This window comes from Pseudomonas chlororaphis, from assembly GCF_001921865.1.
Lineage (GTDB): Bacteria > Pseudomonadota > Gammaproteobacteria > Pseudomonadales > Pseudomonadaceae > Aquipseudomonas > Aquipseudomonas chlororaphis_D.
In genome coordinates, this window is record NZ_MSCT01000006.1 from 276,209 (window position 1) to 296,264 (window position 20,056).

Genomic DNA, 20,056 nt, shown 5'->3' on the forward strand with positions numbered 1-20,056 from the left:
AGATTCTCTAGACACCTTGCAAGCTCATTGCGTAACGCTTTTCAAACTCTACTGGCGACAGCTGATTGTTGAAATCATGGTAGCGTTTTGTGTTGTAGAACACTCGATGTAATCGAACATATCACTACGAGTCCCTTCTCGTGTGGTATAGATTTTCCGCTTGATCCGTTCCTGTTTCTGACGCTGGAAAAAGCTCTCGGCCACGGCGTTGTCATGACAGTTGCCTCGACGACTCATGCTGGCGACCACATTGTTCGCCTTCAAAAAATTGCGCCAATCGGAGCTGCTGTACTAGCTGCCTTGATCGGAATGAGGTAGCGTCGGACAGGAATGGGCGAGTACTAGGCATGTGACCCAGTGTTATCTATATGTAAAAGACTTGGTCGGAAAATTTAGGATGCCAGTGCGGAGGTACTATCTCTCCGCCATACAAATGAAAGCCCCGTAGCTGAACAAGCTACGGGGCTTTTTTGTTTCTGCGGTATCCAGCTGCCACCTCGTGCCGTTTTGGCCTTGCTTCGCTATTGATGTCATCTCATGCGCCGCTCCTCCTTCGATCCTGCCAGGGTGTTGTCACGGGAATAAGGCTGTTCTTTGCGCTCTTTGAGAAGTGTCTGATATTCGCTTCCATGACTTTTGCCTAGCCTGACCCGGACTGAGTGAACGGGCAGGGAGGCTGGAATGGATAGGCAGGGAGTACAGGTCGTCGCGGTGTCGGAGAGGGAAGGTGTCAGCGCCGACATGAGTGCAGACGAAGCGGTGCTTCAGGCGCTGCGCAGCGGTTCCGCGATGCCGTTGTTGGAGGTGCTGGGCAGGCTCATGGACCTGGCTGGCGACAATGAGCAGGCCGCACGGCAGCTCATCGACAACGTGATGACGTATCAGGTGCAAGACCTTGAACAACTGCGTGTGTACAGGGAGCGGAACGACCGGCAGGCCATTGCCCGGTTGTGCCACAAGATGGCTGGGGCTGCCTGTGTGCTGAAGTACCAACCGTTGATCTCCAGCTGCCAGCAACTGAAGGAAATCTGCATCGAAGGGCCTTGGTCGGTGCTGCTGGAAAGGGCGCAGTCGGTCGAGCGGGCGCTGCTCAACCTCAAGGACATCTGCTGTGTAGCCATACGGGATGATGGGCCGATCAACCTGAGAGAACTGCCTCGTGAGCGTTAGTGCCTGCTGCACTGAAGAATGGTGCCCGGCGTCCTGTCGCGAAACCGAAAAATGCGGGTTCCACAACGAGCAGATGTCCATGCGCTGCTGTGTCCAAAGGGCTAGATGATTCCTTTTTGCCTGGCAATTTCAATCAGTGCCAGGAGATTGGACGTGTTGAATTTTTTCAAGAGCCTTACTTTGTAGGTGCTGACCGTTTTGTGGCTGATGAGCAACGTCTCGGCAATTTCCCTGTTGTTGAGACCCTGGGCCAGTAGCCTGAGCGTGGTGATTTCCCGGTTGGTCAATTGAGAGGCTGCAATGCTCTGCAATCGGTTGGTGTGGATACTTTCCTGCAATAAAACCAAAGAGCTTTCAGGAAAGTAGGTGTGCCCTGATAGCAATGCCTTTACCGCATCACCAACTTCACCCAGGGCCTCGTCCTTGCAAATGAACCCTGATGCGCCTCCGTGCAGGCAACGGACGGCAAAGTTTTTCGAATCGCTGGATGTCAATATCAGCGTTTTTACCAGAAAGTTATTAGCCTTGAAGTGAGTCAGTACGGATAACCCGTCCAGTTGGGGCAGGTCGAGGTCAAGTATGACCAAGTCCGGTTTGTACGTTCGTACCACTTGGATCGCATCTACGCCATTGTCGGCTTCGGCGGCGATATGGTGCCCATTTCGCTCAAGTATGACTCTCAGGGCAACTCTGACCAGTGGATGGTCGTCGACTATTACTATGCTTCCCATGGGGTGTTCTCTCTATAGGTGTTGCGTGTATAGGTTTTATATTTTTACTCTCTATATTTAATCTTGCTTATTGAGATTCGGCCTGTGTTGGGCGCTCGCTGCGCCGGCCGGCGGTAGACTCCTTTCATTTTTATAGGGTGACTAGCTAGTTCGTCTCGGACTACTGCCTTGCAGTCTCTTGAGCGCGGAGCTAAATGCTGCGGATTGAAGAAGTACACAGTCTTGTCTCATAAGTAAAGACGAAATCAATGGGCAGTTGATTAAGATTTTTCTGATGGGCGGTTCGGCCGTCTCTCAATTCAAAATCGAAGCTCGATCGGTAAGCTACGGCTTCCTTTGACTACCTGTTTCGGGGTGTCAAAGGTCCTGGCTAATTGTTGTCGACTAATCGACTTGGACTTTGAATGAGAGAGGCTTGAGGCTGTCGTGGCTGAAGTGATTTGGTCATGGCTGAGCCGGAGAGTTCGATCAATTAGATCAACTTTCTTTGCCGATCGATATGAACAAGGAAATCACATGAAACGTACATCTTTTTTGTCCCTGGCAACTTCCGGCTTGATGCTGGCCGCGCTGGTACCTTCGTTGTCCTATGCCACCGACGGCGTGATCAACTTCTCCGGCAGCATCACTGACGCGACCTGCGACATCAACGGCAAGGCGCCGGGCGAAGGCAACATCACCAACGTGGAACTGGGTCGTATCTCGCCGTCTACCTTCGTGAAGGTTGGCGACGCCTCGGCGTTCGAGAAATTCCAACTGGTACTGTCCGGCGCCAAGTGCACCGATGGCAGCAAGGTCGCCATCGACTTCGATCAGGTGGGGAACGTCGACTCCGCTAGCGGTAACCTCAAGCTGATCGGCAGCGCTCCGGCAACCGGCGTACAAATCCAGATCTACAACGACGACACCGCGGCGGGCAGCAAAATCCAACTCGGCCAGGCGGAAGCTTCGCCACAAACCGTCACTGTCAAGGACAACACCGCGATTCTCAAGTACAAGGCCAACTACGTCGCGACTACCGCCGGTGTTACAGCCGGTTCGGGTATTTCCTTCGTTCGCTACACCCTTTCGTACAAGTAAGCCCCACTAACGCTCAAGGAGTAAGTCATGACGCCGAAAGCGCATGCTGTTTATTCTTTCGTTCTCGGCGTTATGTTCTTGGGCGTATGTTCTGGAGCGGCACAGGCGTCGATCATCATTGAAGGGACTCGTTTGGTTTACCCAGGGGATGCCCGTGAAGTAACAGTGAAGATCAATAATGCCGGTGCCTCTCCGGTTCTGGCACAAAGCTGGTTGGACGACGGCGATGCGAGTAAGAACCCCGAGGAAATCAAGGTTCCCTTCCTGTTGTCTCCTGCTGTTATCCGATTGGATAAAAATAGTTCCGCCGCAATACGCATCACTTATACAGGTGAGGAACTTGCAAGGGACCGTGAGTCATTGTTCTGGCTCAATGTGCTGGAAACGCCTCCTCGTAAAGAAGCCGACGAAAATGTCTTGCAGTTTACTTTCAGGACTCGGATCAAGGTGTTTTTCCGTCCCGGCAACTTGAGTTCGGGGGCGGATCGGGCACCGAACCAACTTGAATGGAAATTGGATGAAACAGCCAAGGGGGTAACGGGTACGCATGCGGCTATAAAAGTTACTAACCCTACGGCCTTTTATATTTCTTTCGGTAAAGTCGAAGTCGCCACGGACAAACAACGTATTGCTGTCAACGACGCAATGGTCGCGCCATTCAGTAGCGAGACTTTTCCGCTGCCGGCAAATGCTCCGCGAATAGATCGCAAGTCTTCTGTTCATTACGAAGTCATCAATGACTTTGGCGGGCGACGTGTGCTTGAGAAACCGTTGTCGCTGTAACAGTGCTTTTTACCAAGAGCCTCTGTCATGTCTATAGCGTCGCGCAATACTGGTATCGAATATGTTGAATCTCCAGTGCAGTCACCTGGTCGTCTTGACCTGCGCGTTAGTTGTGCGCGGGTTGAATTCAGGGCGACTCTTGTTGTGCCTGGTTTCCATGGCGACCTTTGTCATGTCGACTGAAACACGCGCCGAGCCCCCGTCAGAAGGGCAACCTCGAGTGCCGGCTCAAACGCCCGCCGACTCGTCGAGCCAGGACGTGGTGTTCGACTCCCAGATGTTGTTCCAGGGCGAAGGCGCGAACATCGATACCAGCCGCTTCGAACGCCAGGGCTTTCTCATTCCAGGTCGCTATCGCATCGACTTGTTGGTCAATGGCCAATGGCGCACGACCGAAGAGATCGAACTTCGCGACAGCCACGGACCGCAAGGCGGGCAACCCTGCTACGACCGTGCGTTGTTGCTGCGTGCCGGCATCGACCTGGACAAGGCGTCTGCCGACCCGAAGGCGGAAGCCATGCCGGATGGATTCTATTGCGGGCCACTGAGCCGCTACATTCCTGGCGTGAGCGCGAAGGTCGACCTGACGAAACTGAAGATCGATCTTTCCGTGCCGCAGTATTTCCTCAGCCAGTCGCAGTCCAGGACCTATGTCGATCCGGCGAACTGGGACCATGGCGTTCCGGCGGCGCTGCTCAACTACAACACCAACCTGTTCAGTTCACAGAGCCACGGGCGCAGCCAGAGCAGCGGTTACGCCGGGCTGAACATGGGGCTCAATATCGGTGCGCTGCACTTGCGTCATAACGGCACCCTGACGTGGTCGCCGCAGGCCGGCAGCGACTACCAGCGCGGTTATATCTATGCGCAGACGGAAGTGCCGGACTGGCGTTCGCAGTTGCTGGTGGGGGAAAGCACCACCAGCGCGGAACTGTTCGATTCGGTGTCGTTTCGCGGTGCGCAGTTGTTCAGCGACGACCGGATGCTCCCCGACAATCAGCGTGAGTACGCCCCGGTGGTACGAGGCACGGCTGCTTCCAATGCCAAGGTGTCGGTGTATCAGCGTGGTTATCTGATTTCCGAAACATCCGTGGCGCCCGGTCCGTTCGAGATTACCGACTTGCAGGCCGCCAGCTTTGGTGGCGACCTGGAAGTCAGGGTCACCGAGGCCAACGGACAGACCAGCAGCTATACCGTGCCGTTCGCCACGACGGTGCAGTTGTTGCGCCCGGGCACTTCCCGTTACAACGTCACTGCCGGGCAGATCATCGATCCCGGGTTGCGCGGCGACACCCAATACGTGCTGCAAGGGACCGCGCAGCGCGGCCTCGACAACAGCTTCACCGGCTATGTTGGTACCGCGCTTACCGGCAGCTACATGTCGGCCTTGATCGGCAGCGCGATCAACACCTCGGTGGGCGGTTTTGCCGCCGACCTGACCCAGGCCCGGACCGAACTGCCCCGCGGCGGCGACATGGTGGGCGCGAGCCTGCGGCTTTCCTACAGCAAGAACCTGCCCGGGAGCGGCACCAACTTCTCGTTGCTGGCGTACCGCTATTCCACCAGCGGCTACCTGGGGCTGCACGATGCGGTCGCCCTGGAAGACCTGGCCCGGCGGGGCGAGGAGGTCGAGTCGTTCGCCCGGGTGCGCGACCGGCTGGACGTGAATGTCAGCCAGCAACTGGGGCCTGGCGCCGGGAATCTCTACCTCAGCGGGTCTGCGTTGCAGTACTGGAATCGCAAGGGCCAGGCGCTGAACTTTTCCATGGGCTACAGCGATCAGTGGCGGGGCAACAGCTATTCCTTGACGGTGCAGCGCATGCAGGACGGTGGCTCGTTCGGCCGTGGCGCGGACCGCAACAATACCGTGGTCAGTTTCAACCTCTCGATCCCGTTGGGGCGCGAGAGCCGCGGCGCGACGGTCATCAACAGCTTCCTCAGCCATGACCAGCGCACCGGCAACCACCTGACCAGTGGCGTTTCCGGCAACCTGGACGAGCGCGGCGATGCTTCCTATGCACTGTCCTTCTCGCGAGACGAGCAGCAGCGCCAGACCACCAGCAACGCCAGCCTCAATTACAGCCTGCCGCAGGTTGCCCTGAGTTCCAGTTTTTCCCGGGGGGACGATTATCGGCAGGGTTCTGTCGGCGCTTCCGGCGGGATGATCCTGCACCCGGGCGGACTGACGTTCGCCCAGTTCCTCAGCGAGACCCCGGGGCTGGTGCACGCCCCCGATGCCGAAGGCGCGGGTGTGGGGTACAGCGGTGCGCGGGTCGATAGCAGCGGCTACGCCGTGGTGCCGAGCCTCACTCCGTATCAGCTCAATACCGTCGATGTCGACCCGCAGGGCATGGCCGACGACGTCGAGTTGCAGGCCAGTTCGCGCAGTACCGCGCCGACGGCCGGGTCGGTGGTGATGCTGTCTTACCCGACGCGCAAGGCCCGGGCGTTCCTGGTCACCAGCCGACAACCCAATGGCGCGCTGTTGCCGTTTGCCGCGCTGGCGTTCGATGCCCAGAGCGGGGCGGAGCTGGGCGCGGTCGGCCAGGGCAGCCGCCTGGTGCTGCGCAGCGAAAAAGACCAGGGGTCGATCCGGGTCGAATGGGGCAGCGAGCCTGCGCAACAATGCCTGATCGACTATCGCCTGCCCAAGCGCGACAAGGCGTCCGCGAAGGGCTACGAGGTGTTCGACCTGCCGTGTCGCGCCTTGGCTGCCCGCGCGGTGCCCGCCCCGGCGGGGAGGCTCTGATGTCGCGGACCTGCCTGGCGTGGATCTGCCGTTGCCTGTCGATGCTGCTGGCGATGACGTTTGCGACCTGCGCCCAGGCGGCGCTGTCGATTACCGGCACGCGCTTCATCTACCCGGCCGCTACCTCGGCCCTGACGGTCAGGGTCGGCAATACCGGCGATGCGCCGATCCTGTTGCAGGCCTGGCTGGACAAAGGGGATACGCACGCCGACCCGAGCCACCTTGTCGTGCCGTTCGTGCTGTCGCCACCGATTTCCCGGCTCGACCCGCAGCAGCGCAGCGCCCTGACGGTGCGCTACACCGGCGAAGCCTTGCCCGCCGACCGCGAGTCGGTGTTCTGGATCAACTTTCTTGAAGTGCCTCCGCTGACGGCGACCGACAGCAATGTGCTGCGCCTGGCCTATCGCATGCGAATGAAGCTGCTTTATCGCCCAGCTGGCCTTTCCGGCAAGGCCGACGAGGCGATCCGGCAGGTGGCCTGGAGCCTCGACCAGAGCCCCGGCCCGGATGGCCGGAGCACCCTGCTGGCCACCAGCCGGGCGCCTTATTACGTGTCCATACCGCAGTTGGAACTGCGCGGTGGCGTTCAGTCGATCAGCGTGCAGGGGATCACCGTCGAGCCATTTGGCACGACGCGTATTGCCCTGCCCGCAAGCAAAGAGGCCGCCGCGAAGGCGACGGCCATCCATTACCAGGTTGCGATAGACAGTGGGGAAACGCTCAGTGGAAGTGCGCGGTTACAACAGTAGTTTGGCGACGAGCCAATGGGAACGCCATGCCCGGACGCCGCACGCACGGCGGTTCGGTCCACGCCTGGGCGGGTCGTGTCTGGCCCTGGCTGCGCTCCTGCCGCTGACGGCGCTGGCCCAGGTCCAGGTGCCCAACGCCGGCCAGGCGATCCGCAATATCGAAGCGGTCCAGCCGACGACGCCGGTGCCTTCAGACGTGGATCTGGACCTGCCCAAGGCCGAGTCCGCAAGCCCGCCGCCCAGTGCTCCGGATACCTCGGGGATCCGCGTCCAGGTCAGCGATTTCGTCATTGTCGGCAACCAGGTGTTCTCCGTGGAGCAACTGCGCCCGCTGCTGGCCGACCTGCAAGGCCAGGAGCTGGACCTGAACGGTTTGCGCGGTGCCGCGCAGCGCCTTACCGACTACTACCAGAAACAAGGCTACGTGCTGGCCCGGGCGTTCCTGCCGCCGCAGGACATCGACAACGGCGTGGTGCGGATCGAGGTGATGGAAGGGCGCTACGGCAACATCGAGGTGCAAAACAGCTCGCGGGCCCTCGACAAGGTGATAGCGGCGCCGCTGTCGGCCCTGCGCAATGGCGAGGCGGTACGCGACGCTTCGCTCGAGCGCAGCCTGCTGCTGTTGAGCGACCTTCCCGGCGTCCAGGCCAAGGGCACCTTGCGTCCGGGCCAGGAGCGCGGGACCACCGACCTGGTGGTCGATGCCGAGCCCGGGCCGCTGGTGAGCGGCACCCTGGAGGCCGACAACTTTGGCGGTTTTTACACCGGCGAGTACCGCCTGGGGGGCAGCCTCAACCTGAACAACCCCCTGCGCCTTGGCGACCAGCTCAGCCTGCGCGTCTTGAGCAGCGACAAGACGCAACGTTACTACCGCGCCGCCTACCAGTTGCCGGTCGGCCCGTGGTCGACCCGGGTCGGTGCCTCGTACTCGAAGATGAGCTACCGCCTGGGCAAGAGATTCGAGGTTCTCGATGCCCATGGGCTTGCCAGCATCCGTAGCTTTTTCGTCTCCCAGCCGCTGGTGCGCAGCCGCGTTTTCGACCTCAACCTGCAGCTGCAATACGACGACAAGCGGCTGCGCGACGATATCGATTTCTACAGTGACAGCAATAGAAAGCAGATCGACCTGTGGACCCTGGGGCTCAGTGGCAACGGCCAGGACCATCTGTTGGGCGGTGGACGGAGCTTCTTCGATCTCTCGTATGCCAGCGGCCGTTTGCATTTCGGCGATCGCGGTTATGAGGCCGGCGACCGGCGCACTGCGGGGACCGCTGGCGGCTTTTCCAAGCTGACGTTCAACGTCGCGCGGGTGCAGCGCCTGAGCGATCGCTTCCAGCTTTATACCCAGCTCAATACGCAGTGGGCTCCTTCCAACCTGGACAGCTCGGAAAAGCTCGGCCTCGGCGGGCCTTACGGTGTGCGCGGGTATCCCCTGGGGAACGGCAGCGGCGACCAGGGCTGGCAGGCGAGCGCGGAACTGCGTTACGCCCTGGCCCCGCGCTGGCAGCTCAGCGCCTTCGTCGACAAGGGCGAGGTCAAGTTCAACAAGCTGCCGTGGACGCCGGAGCGCAATACCCAGCGGCTGTCGGCGGCGGGGGTTGGCGCCACCTGGGTGGGACCTTCGCAGCAGGTCAGCCTGACGACTGCCTGGCCGCTGAGCGGCCAGGACAAAAACGACGAGTCGCAGCACTCCCCGCGGTTCTGGATCAATGCGACGCAATATTTTTAGGCCCGCCGGTTCGGCGGGAGCAGGGCCGTTCTGCAAATGGTTTGCAGGACGTTTGTGAGCGAAGAGGAAGATAAGCATGAACAAGGTATATGCACTGGTCTGGAACCAGGCCCAGGCTTGCTGGAGCGTTGCGCCCGAAGGCGCGCGGCGTCGGCGCAAGGCCGGGGTGCGCAAGGGGATGCTGGTGGCCGCGGTCAGCTTGTTGGGCAGTGGAATGATGTCATCGGCGTTCGCCTTGCCGACAGGGGAAAAGATTATTTCCGGTACCGGCGATATCTTGACCTTCGGTAATGGCAAGGAAATGTCGATCAACCAGCACTCTGACAAGCTGATCACCAACTGGAACGACTTCAGCGTGAATGCCGGAGAGAAAGTCACGTTCAACCAGCCGGGTAAAAACGCGGTGGCGTTGAACCGGGTGGTCGGCGTCAATGCCAGTGATATCCAGGGGCAGATCAACTCCAACGGCCAGGTGTTCCTGGTCAACCCCAACGGCGTGCTCTTCGGCCAGGGCGCCCGAGTGAACGTGGGCGGCCTGGTGGCCTCGACCAAGAACCTGAGCGACGACGACTTCAAGGCCGGCAACTACAAGTTTTCGGGCACCTCGCCAGCGGAAATCATCAACAACGGCACCATCACCGCGGCTGAAGGCGGCAGCGTGGCGTTGCTGGGTTCCAGCGTCAGCAACAACGGTGTCGTGCAGGCGCAGATGGGCCGTGTTGCCCTGGGCGCGGGCGATGCCTTCACCGTGAACTTCGACGGTAACAACCTGCTCAACCTGCAGGTCGACGGCGCGGCGGTGAATGCCCTGGTGAAAAACGGCGGCCTGCTCAAGGCCGACGGCGGCCAGGTGCTGATGACCAGCAAGACGGCCGGCACCATGCTGCAGACTGTGGTCAACAACCAGGGTTCGATCGAGGCCAATACCCTGCGCGGCGTGGCCGGCAAGATCACCCTCGACGGCGGCGACCTGGGCACGGTGCTGGTGGGCGGCGCGATGAGCGCCAGCGCCGTCGGCACCCTGGGCAACGGTGGCGTCATCGAGACCAAGGGCGGGAAAACCGAAGTACAGCTGGCGACCCGGGTCAACACCCTGGCCAGCAACGGCCAGACCGGTAGCTGGAAGATCAGCTCGTCCGAGGTCAAGGTCAGCCCGACGGCAGCTTCGGGGCGCAACACGGCCTACGCTGATACCCTGGGTCGCAACCTGGCGACCACCAATATCGAACTGGCCAGCAGCGTCGGTGACATGGTGGTGGGCGGTCCTATCACCTGGAACAGTGGCAACAAGCTGACCCTGTCGACCAATGGCAACCTGGAGCTCAACGGCGGGCTGACCAGCACCGGCGCCAACGCCCGGGTCGAAATGAACTCCAAGCAAGCGATCAAACTCAACGGCAACGTAAGCCTCAGCGGGGCCAACAGCAGCCTGGGGCTGAACCACGCCAGCGGCTATTCGCTGGCGCCGAACGCCACGGTCACGCTGTCTGGCGCCGGGGCGGGGTTCGACTCGAACGGCTCCAAGTACGGGGTCATTCAAAATACCGCGCAGTTGCAGAATATCAACACCAACCTCAACGGCCTGTATGTCCTGGGTAATAGCATCAAGGGCTACGGCGCTTTCAAATCCATCGGCGGCAATAACGCCTTCGCCGGCGCGTTCGATGGCCTGGGCAACACCATCAGCGGCTTCACTGTGACCAATACCGGTCCCAACGTCGGCCTGTTCGCGGCGAACTCGGGCAGCATCAGCAACCTGAAACTGGCCAGCATGACCATCAACGGCACCACCACCAGCGCCGGCTTCAGTAATATCGGCGGGCTGGTGGGCCTGAACACCGGCACCCTGACCAACGTCAGCGCCACAGGTCTGCGGGTGAACGGTAACGTCAATAACACCAACGTGGTCGGTGGCCTGGTCGGGCTCAACGCGGGCGGAGTTGTCGACCGCGCGTCGATGACGACGTCCAATGTCTGGGGCAATGCCTACACCTCCTCAATCGGTGGCCTGGTCGGCGAAAACACTACGGGCGCCATGGGGGCGGGCAGTATTGCCAACAGCATGGCTAATGTGGCCGTCTCCGGTTATATGCAGCGCAATGCGGTAGGTGGCGTTGGCGGGCTGGTCGGCAGCAACAAGGGCGGTTACATCGCCGACTCCTCGAGCGCCGGTAGCGTCGTCAGCAGTTCTGCGGGCCTGAACGTCGGCGGCCTGGTCGGCTACAACCAGAGCGGTGTGATCGAGCGCACCAGTTCTTCGGCCTCGGTGCGCGGTACTGGCGCCAGCAACATCGGCGGCCTGGTCGGGCTCAACGTCAACAGCGCGATCAAGGAGTCCAGCGCCAGCGGCGCAGTCAACGGCAATGGTAGCGTGGCGATCGGCGGTCTGATCGGTTCCAACCAGAGCAGCAAATTGTTCGACATCAAGTCGACCGGCACGGTCTACGACATGGCGGGCGCCAGTGTTGGCGGCCTGGTCGGGCTGAACAGCTATGGTCAGGTCGATACGGCTGAGGCCCTGGGCAACGTTACTGCCGGTATCAATGCTAACGCCGGCGGACTGATCGGCAACAACTACAGCGGCTCCGTCAGCCATGCGGTGGCACGTGGCAAGGTCACCGCCGGTTCTACGGCTCATGTTGGCGGGCTGGTCGGTCTCAATGACGGCGACCTGAACGCAGTCGAAGCCAGCGGCGATGTGGTCGGTGGGGTCAACAGCTTCGTCGGTGGCCTGGTGGGTACCAACGGTCGCAACCAGAACAACATCATCGACACGGCCTCGGCCAAGGGCAATGTCTTCGGTGGGTCGCGCAGCATGGTTGGCGGGCTGGTAGGGCAGAACCATGGCCAGGTCGTCAACTCCCTGGCCCAGGGCATGGTCGGTGGTGGCGGCTACGCGACACTGGGCGGCCTGGTGGGTCTGAACCGCGGCAACGTGCGTCAATCGCTGGCGACCGGCAAGGTCGACTTCAAGCCGAATCTGTATCAAACCTATGGCGGCCTGGTCGGCGTCAACTACGGGGAAATGCTCTACAACTCGGCCATGGGCGACGCCAGCATGGTGCCACTCGCCGGCCTCAACTATGGCGTGATCCAGTAACCCCACCAACTGCCTGCTGACAGGCAGGCGCAACGGCCCCGATACGTCAGGCCCTGGCAGGGCGTATCGGGGTTTATCAGGATTTATCCCCTCTTTTTGGGTGGTCGGTGTTACCGGCCATCGATGCCTATCGAGCCTCGGCCGCAGTGGTCGCTGTAGACGCCAGCCTGCGCCCGGCTCAACAAGGAATGCTCCCATGACCCAGCCATCGGCGTTCAGCCGCGCAAGCCATCGACCTCGACGCTACCGCTTTATCCAGGCCCTGGCTTGCCTGCTGCCCGGCCTGTTCGTTGGCGCGGCGCACGCCGTCATTGTGGAGAGCCAGGCGATCCAGTGTGAATTCACCAACGGCGCCGGCAGGCCCTGGGTGGAAGTGACGCCCCTGACCAGCAGCACACCGGTCGGTTCGGTGCTGTGGCAGCGACCGGTCTCCCTGGTGACCAACTACCGTTATGGCGGCATGACAGGCAGCACCCCTCATGAGCTGGTCTCGGCCGCGCACTGGACGGCGGGCACGCCGCTGTCCGACGCCGTGGCGCCGACCAACGTCAGCGGCATCGGCTTCAAGATCACCGCGAGCTCCAGCGACGGTATTCTCCGGGACATCACCCAGACTTCCCGGCCCGTGGCCATGGCCAAGGTCCCGGTACGCTATGACACCAGCGCCGGGCAGAACCAGCGTTCGCTGATGGTGACCAACTACGTCCAGTCGCTGATTCTCACGGTCCCGCCCAGCCAGTTGCCCAGTGGCGAACTGCGAGTCGACCGGGTCGACGGCAGCTCGGCGCTGATGCTGTATTCGGTCGACCTGCTCAAGGACGTCGCCAGCCTGGGCGCCGAGGTCAGCATTCCGGGCAACAACATTCCCCTGGGCATTTGTCGCAGGCCCTATGCGTTGATGGGCCCCGCCATTCTTGATATGGGCGGGGGCGGAATCACCGTACCCAATACCTGCGTGGTCGAGTCGTACCGCACCGTCCCGGTGAAGCTGGGGCGTTTTTCCCTGGCCACCTTTCCCAGCGTCGGCTCCACTTCGGCGCAGGTGCCGTTCAAGATCGAGCTGAGCCAGTGCGCGGTGAATGCCCGGCCGAAAATCACCTTCACCGACAAGATCGCCACCCATACCGATCCCACGGTGCTGAACCTGAGCGCCTCGCCCAATGCCGCCAAGGGCTTCGGCATCATCATGATCAACGACCTGAACCAGCAGCGGATCCGGTATGACGGCAGCAGCTACGACATGCAACGGATTGGCGACAGCGCGGTGATTCCCCTGCGCGCCGGCTACATCCGCACCGGCAGCGATGCCGAACTCAAGACCGGCGACGCCGACGGCGCGGCGGAGTTCACCTTCACCTTCCCCTGAGGCCGCGGCGCGATCCCGATAGACGCGATTGCGGGGCCTTTCTACACTGGGCTCCGACCTGGGGATGGAGAACTCGCGGATGAATCGCAACGAACTGCGCAAGGCCGATATCAACCTGATGGTGGTGTTCGAAACCCTGATGCTCGAACGCAATGTGACCCGGGCGGCGGAGAAGCTGTTTCTCGGCCAGCCGACCATCAGTTCGGCGCTCAACCGGTTACGAGCGATTTTCAACGATCCGCTGTTCATTCGCGTCGGCCACCGGATGGAGCCGACCGCCCGCGCCGAGGAGTTGATCCAGCACCTGTCGCCGGCGCTGGACGCCTTGTCCCTGGCCTTGAGCCTGACCCGGGATTTCGACCCCGCCAGCAGCACCATGACCTTTCGCATCGGCCTTTCCGACGACGTCGAGTTCAGCCTGCTGCCGCCCCTGTTGCGGGCCTTGCGCCTGGAAGCGCCGAACGTCGTGTTCGTGGTGCAGCATGTCGATTACTGGCGGGTCCCGGACCTGCTGGCCTCGGGCGACATCACCGTGGGCATCACCCAGACCCGCGAGCTGCCGGCCAATGCCAAGCGCAAGCTGTTGCGGCATATCCGCCCCAGCGTGTTGCGCGCCGATGCCAGCGATACGCCGCTGACCCTCGACGAATACTGCTCCCGGCCCCATGTGCTGGTGTCGCCCACGGCCAATGTCCGCGGGTTTGCCGACGACTGGCTGGCAGAGATCGGCCGGCAGCGCCAGGTGGTGCTGTCGGTGCCGCAGTACAGCGCGCTGCCGGCGCTGCTCGCGGGTACCGACATGATCGCCAGCCTGTCGGACTATGCCGCGGCGGCCATGGCCGCGTCAGGGCAACTGTTCCAGGAACCGTTCCCGTTCAAGACCCCGAACCTGGACCTGTCCATGGTCTGGCTCAGCCATGTCGACAGCGACCCGGCCGAACGTTGGTTGCGTTCGCGGCTGGAGACCTTCATGAGCGACCGTGAGCCGGGCGGGGCGGCCGTGCCCAAGGCGCTCTGAACTGCGCCGCGAGAGGCTTTGCTGTGTCTGCTGGCGGTGCCGCAGGATTTCTGCGAAAGCCGGCCAGCGCGCGGCAGGGCCTGCGTCTATAGCAGGCCCTGTTGCGCACAGACCTTGACCACCTGCTCGCGAAACCAGGTGTTGGCGCTGTCCTGGTCGGTGCGTTCGCTCCATTGCATGTCCAGGGTGAACCCCGGCAGGCCGTTGGGCGCTTCGCAATGGCTGAACACCGCGTCGTTGGTCAGCAGCGCCTGGACGCGCCGCGGCAGGGTCAGGATGAAGTCGGTGCCGGTGATCATTTTCAGCGCTGCGCTGTAGCTGTTGGAGCGCGCGACGATCTGCCGCCGGTGGGCCTGGCGGGTCAGCCAGCCGTCGACCATGTTGGTGGTCGAGGTCCAGGGCGTGGGGTAGACATGCCGCCGCTCGATGAACGCCTGCAGGCTGAAACGCGGCTCCAGCGGCGGCGTCGCGCGTTTGTCGAAGACGCACACCAGGTCGTCCTCGAGCAGCATCTGCGACTTGAGGTCGGCGTGGCTGTGGTGAAAGTTCGGGCCGAAGCAGATCACCAGGTCCAGGCTGCCGTCGCGCAGTTCGTCGGCGGGGATGTCGGTTTCCAGCTTGTGCACGTTGACCGTCACCGGCAGGTCGGCGAAGTCGAAGCCCTTGAGCAGCCGCGGCAGGATCAGCAGCTCGAAGTATTCCGGCGCGCAGATATTGAAGGTCACGGCCTCGCGGGTCGGGTCGAAAGCCTGGGCCCCGGAGTGGCACAGGTTGATGCTGTCGAGAATCTTCAGCACGTGGCTGTACATGGTGGTGGCTTTGTAGGTCGGACGCATCCCGGTGCGGGTGTTGATGAACAGTTCGTCCTCGAAGCCGGTGCGCAGTTTTTTCAGGCAGTAGCTGACGGTCGACTGGCTGACGCACAGGGTTTCGGAGACCCCGGTCACACTGCTTTGCTCGTACACGGCGACGAACACCATCAGGTCCTGCATGTCGAGCTTTCTAAGCAAGTTGCTGTTCAGCATCGGTTCCGTCTCGTTGGGCACCTCGCGCCGGTCGCGCGTAAACTCGCCAGATGCTAACGGAACGATCGTCCTAATTGAATCCTCGGGCCGGGGTTTCGCGGACAGCCAGGGGACAAATAATTCCGAGAACACGACCTGCGCGCAATGGCGCGGCGTGTCCCTTGGTTGGCGCCCCCGGCTCATGGGTCATGGGAAGTGCCGATGGTAGTGCCGAGGATCGAAGCGCAGGACCATCAGGATCATCAGCAGCATGACCGCGGTAAGCGCCCACCAGGCGCCCTCGAAACTGCCCAGGCGGTCGCGGATCATCCCGGCGAGCAGCGGCGACATGCCGGCGATCAGGTAGCCGATGCCTTGCACGAAGGCGGTCAGCCCGCCGGCGCGGCGCGGGTTGTCCAGGTGGTCGAGGGCGACGATCAGGCTCATGGGAAACAACCCGCCGATGCCCAGGCCGAGCAGGCACGGCCAGAGCAGGCTCGGCTGCCGGGGGCTGAGGATCAGCCCGCAGAAACCGACGACGATCAACAGCAGCAGCGCGACCAGCACCAGGCGCCGGTCGCGGCTGCGGTTGGCGATGGCCGGGGTGGCCAGGCCCGAGACCACCTCCATGGCGGTAAGCAGGCCCAGCAGCAGGCCGGCGTCCTGCTCGCTCCAGCCCAGCTCCACGTAATAGGGAGCCAGCCAGGCCAGCACACAGGTGTAGGACGCCGTGCCCAGGCCGAAGAAGATTGCCAGCAGCCAGGCGCGGCGGTTGCCAGCGAACGATTCGTGGCGGGTCGCGCTGCCCGGCAGCCTTGGCAGGGCCGCCCGTTGCGCGGACCAGAACAGCAACGCCAGTACCGCCAGCGCCGCCCAGATCGCCAGGCCCAGGCGCCAGCTGCCGGTGCGGTTCATCACCAGCGGCGCGAAGGACGCCGCGACGGCCGCGCCGCCCATGATCGAGGTGACGTACAGGCCCATGAACAGCGAGACGTTGTCGGCAAAACGCGACTTGATCAGCGCCGGCATCAGCGCCTGGATCAGGGCGATGCCGATGCCGGCGAACACGGCGCTGACAATCAGCCCGGTAGCCGAATCGAGGAACAGCCGCGCCACGGTCGCGACGCCAATGACCAGCAGCGAAACCACCACGCTGCGGTGCTCGCCCAGGTACTGGCCGATCCGCATGCCGAAGAACATCGCCAGGCCCATGGCCATGACCGGCAGCATGGTCAGCAACGCGGCGCCGCTGAAACTCAGGGCGATATCGCCGCGGATGCCGGACAGCAGGGGGCCGACGGCGGCCATCGAGGGCCGCAGGTTCAGGGCCACCAGGATCACGCTGAGCATCAGCCAGAAAGCGGGGCGGGTTGTTGCGCGAGCGTTTTCCATCAGCAGGCCTTGAAGGGGGCAGGTGCTGATTAGGCAGGTGCCGGCGCAAGGCCGGCAAATCAGAAAGTCGGTGGCGGTATCTAAAAATCAAATACCCGATACCGCCCCCTGTAGGAGCGAGCTTGCTCGCGATAGCCGCGCAGCGGCGGGGGACCCGACACCGCGCGTCATCGGCGCGGATTTATCGCGAGCCAGGGAAGGCGATCAGAACGGCTTGGTCGGCAGGTACTTGCCATCCAGGGTGATCACTGCGCGCGAGCCGCCTTCCGGGTCTTCGACTTTCTGGATGTCGAGCTTGAAGTTGATGGCGCTGATGATGCCGTCGCCGAATTGCTCGTGGACCAGCGCCTTGAGGGTCGAACCGTAGACCTGGAGCATTTCGTAGAAGCGGTACACGGTCGGGTCGGTGGGGATGCCGCCCGGGATGCTGCCGCGCGACGGAATGCTTTGCAGCAGGCGGCTGGCGTCCTGGTCCAGGCCGAGCTTGGCGCAGACCAACTCGGCGGCCGCTGCCGGCAGGGCGTGCTGGCCGAGCAGGGCGGCGGTGACGAATGCCAGGCTCAGCCCGGTGCCGTCGGCGAGCTGTTGCCACGACAGGTCCTTGCGCGCCTTGGCATCGATGATGGTGTCGGCCAGGGCCAGGCGTGGGGCTTGGGCGAATTGCGATTGCAGCATGTCGAGTTCCTCGTTGGGGATGGTGAAACCGTTGTTGAAAAAGCCGCGCTCAAGCCGCGTGTCGCGGTTTGCCGGCCAGGGCGCAGGTGTGTGGGTACTCGGCCAGGGGCACGAAAGCCTGGCTTGGGCCGTCCAGTGCGGCAATGCCGCCGCTTTCGATGTCGTAGACCCAGCCGTGCAGGTTCAGCCGGCCTTGTTCCAGGGCCAGGGCGATGGCCGGATGCGTCTTCAGGTTAGCCAATTGGGCGATCACGTTTTCCCGCACCAGGGCATCCAGGCAGGCCTGGGCCGAGGCGTGCTGGCGAGCGGCGTTGACCACCCTGGCCGACTCGGCGTGGCGCAGCCAGTTGGCGACGGCCGGCAGGTGGTCCAGGCAGGTGCAGTTGGCGATGGCGGTCATGGCGCCGCAGTCCGAATGCCCGCAGATCACAATGTCGCCGACCCCGAGCACCGCCACCGCGTACTCCACGCTGGCCGAGACGCCGCCGGGTTCCGGCCCGTAGGAGGGCACGATATTGCCGGCGTTACGGATCACGAACAGGTCGCCAGGCTCCTGCTGGGTCAGCAGTTCCGGCACCACGCGGCTGTCGGAGCAGGTGACGAACAGGGTGCTGGGGGTGTGGCGGGTGGCCAGTTGCTTGAACAGCGCGCTGCGTTGCGGAAAGGCTTCGCGCTGGAATTTGAGAAAGCCGTCGATGATGGCCTGCATGGTGGTTCTCCTTGCATCGCTGAGGGCACAAGGATGGAAAATTTCAGCTATAGGGTCCAAGACTGGCTTGTTATGCTTTCCATAAGCACTGCCTATAGTTGAGCGCCTCGCTCAGGAGACAACATGCTGCTGCGTCATATCCGTTACCTGCTGGCAGTGGCCGACCATGGCAACTTCACCCGCGCCGCCGAAGCCTTGCATGTGTCCCAGCCGACGCTGTCGCAACAGATCCGGCAACTGGAGGACAGCCTCGGTGCGCCGCTGTTCGATCGTTCGGGGCGCACGGTGCGCCTGACCGACGCCGGCGAGGCCTACGCGCGGCACGCGCGCCTGGCCCTGCAAGACTTGCAGGCCGCCCAGCGCGCCATGCACGACGTGCAGGATCTGCAGCGCGGCTCGTTGCGCCTGGGCATGACCCCGACCTTCACCGCTTACTTGGCGGGCCCGCTGCTGAGCCGTTTCAACCAGCGTTATCCAGGCATCGCCCTGAGCGTCGAGGAGATGAGCCAGGACCAGCTGGAAGCGGCCCTGGCCGAAGACCGCCTGGACCTGGGGATCGCCTTTGCCGGGCAGCACCTGCCGGACATCGACAGCCAGCGCCTGTTCGAGGAGCGTCTGAGCCTGATGGTCAGCCGCGAGCACCACCCCGAGGCGCCGCCAGGGCTGACGGCGGCGGAGCTGGAGCGCCAGTCGCTGGTGCTGCTCAGCGGCGATTTCGCCACTCGCCGGCATATCGAGGGTTACTGCCGCGAGCAGGGCATTGCGCCGCGGATCGCCATCGAAGCCAACTCCATCGGCGCGATTGTCGAGATCGTCCGCCGCGGGCTGCTGGCGACCATCCTGCCGCTGGCCATTACCGAGGAGCAGCCGGGGCTGCGGCCGCTGGACCTGCAACCGGCCCTGGCGCCGCGCAGCGTGGTCATGCTCGGGCGCAAGGGTGCTTATCGCAGCGCCGCCTGCCAGGCGTTTCGCGAATTGTTGACGGCTCAGGGCGAGGGCGCGGCCAACCACTGATCGACCACGCCCTTATAGAAGCCGGTGGCCTTGCTCAAGTGCAGCCACTGGTCGACGTAGCTTTTCCAGGCGACGTCGTCGCGCGGCAGCAGGAAGGCTTTTTCGCTGTATTGCAGGTACTGCTCGGGGTTCACCGCACAGAGCCCGGGCTTGAGTTTTTGCTGGAAGCGCGCTTCGGAGGCATCGGTGATCATCACGTCGGCCTTGTTCTCCAGCAGTTGCTCGAAGATGGTCACGTTGTCGGCGAACAGGGTCAGGTTGGCCTTGGGCAGATGGGCGCGGGCGAAGACCTCGTTGGTGCCGCCCGGCGGCTCGATCAGGCGCACCGACGGCTGGTTGATCTGCTCGACGCTCTGGTAGCGCTGCTTGTCCGCGCAACGCACCAGGGGGATCTTCCCGTCGACGCCCAGGGTGTCGCTGAAGAAGGCTTTCTTCTGCCGTTCCAGGGACACCGAAATACCGCCCACGGCGATATCGCATTGCGCGAGGAAGTCCGGCATCAGGGTTTTCCAACGGGTCTTCACCCACTTCACCTCGACCCCCAGGCTTTGCGCCAGGGACTGCGCCATGGCGATGTCGATGCCTTCGTAGGCGCCGTCCGGGCGCAGGTAGGTGTAGGGCTTGTAGTCGCCGGTGGTGCAGACGTTCAGGTGTCCGCGTTCGATCACCTGGTCCAGGTGCGAGGTCGTTGGCGCGGCGAATGCCGGGGCGCCTAGGGTCAGCAGCGAGCAGAAAAGAAGGCGGGCTTTCATACGGTCGGTCCTTGAGGGCGAGGGGAGAGGCCGGA

General features: G+C 62.6%; 16 protein-coding genes and 1 pseudogene. 10 read left to right on the top strand and 7 right to left on the bottom strand.

What is annotated here, in order from left to right:
• Window positions 1–7: 7 nt before the first annotated feature.
• Window positions 8–318, bottom strand: a pseudogene (locus BTN82_RS06760) (IS3 family transposase); the annotation flags it as partial.
• Window positions 319–741: 423 nt separating this feature from the next.
• On the opposite strand from BTN82_RS06760, the gene BTN82_RS06765 reads away from it, so the two are divergent.
• The gene (locus BTN82_RS06765; protein WP_261792938.1) at window positions 742–1,170 is read left to right on the top strand and encodes an Hpt domain-containing protein; all 429 of its coding nucleotides are present in this window, start codon (window positions 742–744) and stop codon (window positions 1,168–1,170) included.
• A gap of 101 nt (window positions 1,171–1,271) precedes the next feature.
• Here BTN82_RS06765 and BTN82_RS06770 read toward each other — a convergent pair whose 3' ends face one another.
• On the bottom strand, window positions 1,272–1,901 hold the full coding sequence (locus tag BTN82_RS06770; RefSeq protein WP_075118386.1) for a response regulator transcription factor: 630 nt from the start codon (window positions 1,899–1,901) through the stop codon (window positions 1,272–1,274).
• 516 nt (window positions 1,902–2,417) lie between these two features.
• Here BTN82_RS06770 and BTN82_RS06775 point away from each other — a divergent pair.
• The 8 genes from BTN82_RS06775 (at window position 2,418) to BTN82_RS06810 (ending at window position 14,475) form a co-directional block, all read left to right on the top strand.
• Window positions 2,418–2,981, top strand: a complete 564-nt coding sequence (locus BTN82_RS06775) for a fimbrial protein (RefSeq protein WP_075118387.1) — start codon at window positions 2,418–2,420, stop codon at window positions 2,979–2,981.
• A gap of 27 nt (window positions 2,982–3,008) precedes the next feature.
• Window positions 3,009–3,764, top strand: a complete 756-nt coding sequence (locus BTN82_RS06780) for a molecular chaperone (protein ID WP_075118388.1) — start codon at window positions 3,009–3,011, stop codon at window positions 3,762–3,764.
• Window positions 3,765–3,936: 172 nt separating this feature from the next.
• On the top strand, window positions 3,937–6,513 hold the full coding sequence (locus tag BTN82_RS06785) for a fimbria/pilus outer membrane usher protein (protein WP_075118389.1): 2,577 nt from the start codon (window positions 3,937–3,939) through the stop codon (window positions 6,511–6,513).
• Complete coding sequence (locus BTN82_RS06790; protein WP_075118390.1) at window positions 6,513–7,262, top strand: molecular chaperone; 750 nt, start codon at window positions 6,513–6,515, stop codon at window positions 7,260–7,262. The genes BTN82_RS06785 and BTN82_RS06790 overlap by 1 nt, the downstream gene beginning before the upstream one ends.
• A gap of 64 nt (window positions 7,263–7,326) precedes the next feature.
• Entirely contained in the window at window positions 7,327–8,991 is a 1,665-nt protein-coding gene (locus tag BTN82_RS06795; RefSeq protein ID WP_410002793.1) for a ShlB/FhaC/HecB family hemolysin secretion/activation protein, read from the top strand.
• A 76-nt stretch (window positions 8,992–9,067) separates the two neighbouring features.
• The gene (locus BTN82_RS06800) at window positions 9,068–12,091 is read left to right on the top strand and encodes a GLUG motif-containing protein (RefSeq protein WP_075118391.1); all 3,024 of its coding nucleotides are present in this window, start codon (window positions 9,068–9,070) and stop codon (window positions 12,089–12,091) included.
• A gap of 196 nt (window positions 12,092–12,287) precedes the next feature.
• Entirely contained in the window at window positions 12,288–13,457 is a 1,170-nt protein-coding gene (locus BTN82_RS06805) for a fimbrial protein (protein ID WP_075118392.1), read from the top strand.
• A 79-nt stretch (window positions 13,458–13,536) separates the two neighbouring features.
• Window positions 13,537–14,475 carry a LysR substrate-binding domain-containing protein gene (locus BTN82_RS06810; RefSeq protein ID WP_075118393.1) on the top strand — a complete coding sequence of 313 codons (939 nt, stop codon included), beginning with the start codon at window positions 13,537–13,539 and terminating at the stop codon, window positions 14,473–14,475.
• A gap of 86 nt (window positions 14,476–14,561) precedes the next feature.
• On the opposite strand, the gene BTN82_RS06815 is transcribed toward BTN82_RS06810, so the two are convergent.
• The 4 genes from BTN82_RS06815 to BTN82_RS06830 all read right to left on the bottom strand — a co-directional run bounded on the left by BTN82_RS06815 (window position 14,562) and on the right by BTN82_RS06830 (window position 18,255).
• Window positions 14,562–15,500 (bottom strand): LysR family transcriptional regulator, encoded by a 939-nt coding sequence (locus BTN82_RS06815; protein ID WP_075118394.1) that lies wholly within the window; start codon window positions 15,498–15,500, stop codon window positions 14,562–14,564.
• A gap of 186 nt (window positions 15,501–15,686) precedes the next feature.
• Window positions 15,687–16,871 (bottom strand): cyanate transporter, encoded by a 1,185-nt coding sequence (locus BTN82_RS06820; RefSeq protein WP_075118395.1) that lies wholly within the window; start codon window positions 16,869–16,871, stop codon window positions 15,687–15,689.
• Window positions 16,872–17,075: 204 nt separating this feature from the next.
• On the bottom strand, window positions 17,076–17,546 hold the full coding sequence (gene cynS / locus BTN82_RS06825; protein ID WP_075118396.1) for a cyanase: 471 nt from the start codon (window positions 17,544–17,546) through the stop codon (window positions 17,076–17,078).
• Window positions 17,547–17,595: 49 nt separating this feature from the next.
• Window positions 17,596–18,255, bottom strand: coding sequence for a carbonic anhydrase (locus BTN82_RS06830; RefSeq protein WP_075118397.1), 660 nt, complete (start codon window positions 18,253–18,255; stop codon window positions 17,596–17,598).
• Between the two features lie 123 nt (window positions 18,256–18,378).
• Between BTN82_RS06830 and cynR the strand changes: the two genes are divergently transcribed.
• Window positions 18,379–19,269: a transcriptional regulator CynR gene (gene cynR, locus BTN82_RS06835; RefSeq protein ID WP_075118398.1), complete on the top strand. Its 891-nt coding sequence runs from the start codon at window positions 18,379–18,381 to the stop codon at window positions 19,267–19,269.
• On the opposite strand, the gene BTN82_RS06840 is transcribed toward cynR, so the two are convergent.
• Window positions 19,242–20,021: a transporter substrate-binding domain-containing protein gene (locus BTN82_RS06840; RefSeq protein WP_075118399.1), complete on the bottom strand. Its 780-nt coding sequence runs from the start codon at window positions 20,019–20,021 to the stop codon at window positions 19,242–19,244. The two genes, cynR and BTN82_RS06840, sit on opposite strands and share 28 nt — an antisense overlap.
• Between the last annotated feature and the right edge of the window lie 35 nt (window positions 20,022–20,056).

Bases quoted from the DNA above. Each gene is read 5' to 3' on its own strand.
- BTN82_RS06765 (WP_261792938.1), top strand. From the start codon at position 742: ATGAGTGCAGACGAAGCGGTGCTTCAGGCGCTGCGCAGCGGTTCCGCG.
- BTN82_RS06770 (WP_075118386.1), bottom strand. From the start codon at position 1,901: ATGGGAAGCATAGTAATAGTCGACGACCATCCACTGGTCAGAGTTGCC.
- BTN82_RS06775 (WP_075118387.1), top strand. From the start codon at position 2,418: ATGAAACGTACATCTTTTTTGTCCCTGGCAACTTCCGGCTTGATGCTG.
- BTN82_RS06780 (WP_075118388.1), top strand. From the start codon at position 3,009: ATGACGCCGAAAGCGCATGCTGTTTATTCTTTCGTTCTCGGCGTTATG.
- BTN82_RS06785 (WP_075118389.1), top strand. From the start codon at position 3,937: ATGTCGACTGAAACACGCGCCGAGCCCCCGTCAGAAGGGCAACCTCGA.
- BTN82_RS06790 (WP_075118390.1), top strand. From the start codon at position 6,513: ATGTCGCGGACCTGCCTGGCGTGGATCTGCCGTTGCCTGTCGATGCTG.
- BTN82_RS06800 (WP_075118391.1), top strand. From the start codon at position 9,068: ATGAACAAGGTATATGCACTGGTCTGGAACCAGGCCCAGGCTTGCTGG.
- BTN82_RS06805 (WP_075118392.1), top strand. From the start codon at position 12,288: ATGACCCAGCCATCGGCGTTCAGCCGCGCAAGCCATCGACCTCGACGC.
- BTN82_RS06810 (WP_075118393.1), top strand. From the start codon at position 13,537: ATGAATCGCAACGAACTGCGCAAGGCCGATATCAACCTGATGGTGGTG.
- BTN82_RS06815 (WP_075118394.1), bottom strand. From the start codon at position 15,500: ATGCTGAACAGCAACTTGCTTAGAAAGCTCGACATGCAGGACCTGATG.
- BTN82_RS06820 (WP_075118395.1), bottom strand. From the start codon at position 16,871: ATGGAAAACGCTCGCGCAACAACCCGCCCCGCTTTCTGGCTGATGCTC.
- cynS (WP_075118396.1), bottom strand. From the start codon at position 17,546: ATGCTGCAATCGCAATTCGCCCAAGCCCCACGCCTGGCCCTGGCCGAC.
- BTN82_RS06830 (WP_075118397.1), bottom strand. From the start codon at position 18,255: ATGCAGGCCATCATCGACGGCTTTCTCAAATTCCAGCGCGAAGCCTTT.
- cynR (WP_075118398.1), top strand. From the start codon at position 18,379: ATGCTGCTGCGTCATATCCGTTACCTGCTGGCAGTGGCCGACCATGGC.
- BTN82_RS06840 (WP_075118399.1), bottom strand. From the start codon at position 20,021: ATGAAAGCCCGCCTTCTTTTCTGCTCGCTGCTGACCCTAGGCGCCCCG.